Below are 1,995 nucleotides of genomic sequence, written 5' to 3'. Positions count from 1 at the left end.
GGTCTCGGAACGGGACCCCGCCTATTCACCCCTCGTCCAGACCGTCTTCGGCGTCATCCGCCTCGATCACGACCAGTGGTCGATCGACCCTCGGCTCCGGGCCCGATGGGAGCCGGCCGACACCGGCACCTCCAAGATCGACCTCACTTTCAACGTGCTGAGCACCGACCACCGCATGTGGCTGGAGATCGAGTACGCCACCGGCCTGTACGACGAGGGCACCGTCGGCCGCTTCGCCGAGCACTGGCTCACCCTGCTCGACCGCGCCCTCACCACCCCCGCCAGCCCTCTCGCCGACATCAGCGGCGATATGGGCGGTCAGAACGCGCCCGCGCCCAGCGCGCCGCTGATCGGCACCGTGGTGCCGTTGGTTTTCGTGGAGCCGCGGTCGGAGACCGAGCGGGTGCTGGCGGGGATCTGGGCGGAGTTCCTGGGCGTGGATCGCGTGGGCGCCACCGACCGGTTCTTCGCGGTGGGCGGCCATTCGATCCTGGCGGTTCAGGTGGTGGCGCGGGTGCGCGAGGTGTTCGGTGTCGAGCTGGGATTGGACGACCTGTTCGAGGCTCCGACACTCGCCGATTCCGCGGCTCGCATCGACGCCGCCGAGCGGGGGGCGGGCGGGGTCGCGCTGGTGGCCCGGGAGCCTGACGCGCCGCCGGTGCTGTCGTTCGGCCAGGAGCGGTTGTGGTTCCTGGATCAGTGGCGGCCGGGCAGCGCCGCCTACAACGTGCCCATGGTGGTACGGCTGCGCGGCCAGGTCGACGGTGACCGGATGCGCGCGGCGGTGGAAGCCGTCGTGCGGCGCCACGCGGTGCTGCGCACCGGGCTGGCGGTGAGCGACGGCCGTCCCGTTCCTGTTCCCGGTGAACCGGGCTCGCTCTGGCAGGAGGTGGACGCCCGCACCGGCGGCGAGACGGAGGCCTGGCGACAGGTGCAGGCGGGGCTCACCGAGCCGTTCGCCCTGGCCGGTGGGCGGCTGCTACGCGCCGGCCTGGTGCGTTACGACGCCGATGCGTCGTTGCTGTGGCTGTCGGTCCATCACAGCGCCTGCGACGGCTGGTCCATAGGCGTCATCATCGACGAGCTGACCACGGCCTACGGCCCGGCTGCGGCAGACTTGCCCGCCCTGCCCGTCTCCTACGCCGACTACGCCGCCTGGCAACGCCAGAACCTCGACGAACAGGCTCTGACCAGCGGTGTGGAGTGGTGGCGCGAGCACCTCGCCGGTGCGCCCGCACTCACCGGCGTACCCGTCGATCACGCGCGACCGGCCACCCAGTCATGGGCCGGCGCCACCCACCGCGAGACGATCGATCCCGCGCTGGCCGAGCGCGTGCGCGCCTTCGCCGCGGCGAACTCCGCCACCGTCTTCCAGGTGCTGTGCACCGCCTTCACCATCGTGCTGTCGCGCTGGAGCGGCCAGAACGACCTCGTCATCGGCACGCCGGTGGCCGGACGGCCGCAGCCGGAGCTGGACAGGCTGGTCGGGTTCTTCGTCAACACGCTCCCGCTGCGCACCCACTTCGATGAGCAGGATGGCTTCACCGAGGCGCTGACAGCGGCGAAGGCCACCATGCTGCAGGCCCAGACGCATGCCGACATCCCCTTCGAGGCCCTGGTCGAGGCCCTGGTGCCGGAGCGCGAGCTGACCCACTCGCCGCTGGTGCAGACCGTCTTTGGTCTGCACCACCTCGATCACGATCGCTGGGAGCTCGGCTCTGACCTCACCGCCGAGTGGGAACCGGCTGACACGGGCACAGCCAAGGTCGATCTCACCTTCAGTGTGCTGAGCACCGATCGCCGCATGTGGATGGAGGTCGAGTACGCCACCGGCCTGTACGACGAGGGCACCGTCGGCCGCTTCGCCGCGCATTGGCTCACCCTGCTCGATCGCGCGCTGACCAGCCCCACCATCCCGCTGGCCGGCGTCAGCAGCCTGCCCCTCGACGAGCAGCGGCAACTGCGGCACTGGTCGAATCACCCGTCCACTCCCGT

Annotated in this window: 1 protein-coding gene; it reads left to right on the top strand. The window is 70.8% G+C overall.

Annotated features, from left to right (window positions below; genetic code table 11):
- Positions 1–1,995, top strand: a 1,995-nt coding sequence (locus tag V5E28_RS48840; protein ID WP_336217163.1) for a condensation domain-containing protein, incomplete at both ends; no start/stop codon positions are given.

It is taken from the genome of Nonomuraea sp. LPB2021202275-12-8, from assembly GCF_037044575.1.
In the GTDB taxonomy this organism is placed as follows: Bacteria; Actinomycetota; Actinomycetes; order Streptosporangiales; family Streptosporangiaceae; genus Nonomuraea.
Note: the sequence above shows the minus strand (reverse complement) of the source record. Positions and strands in the feature narration are given on the sequence as shown.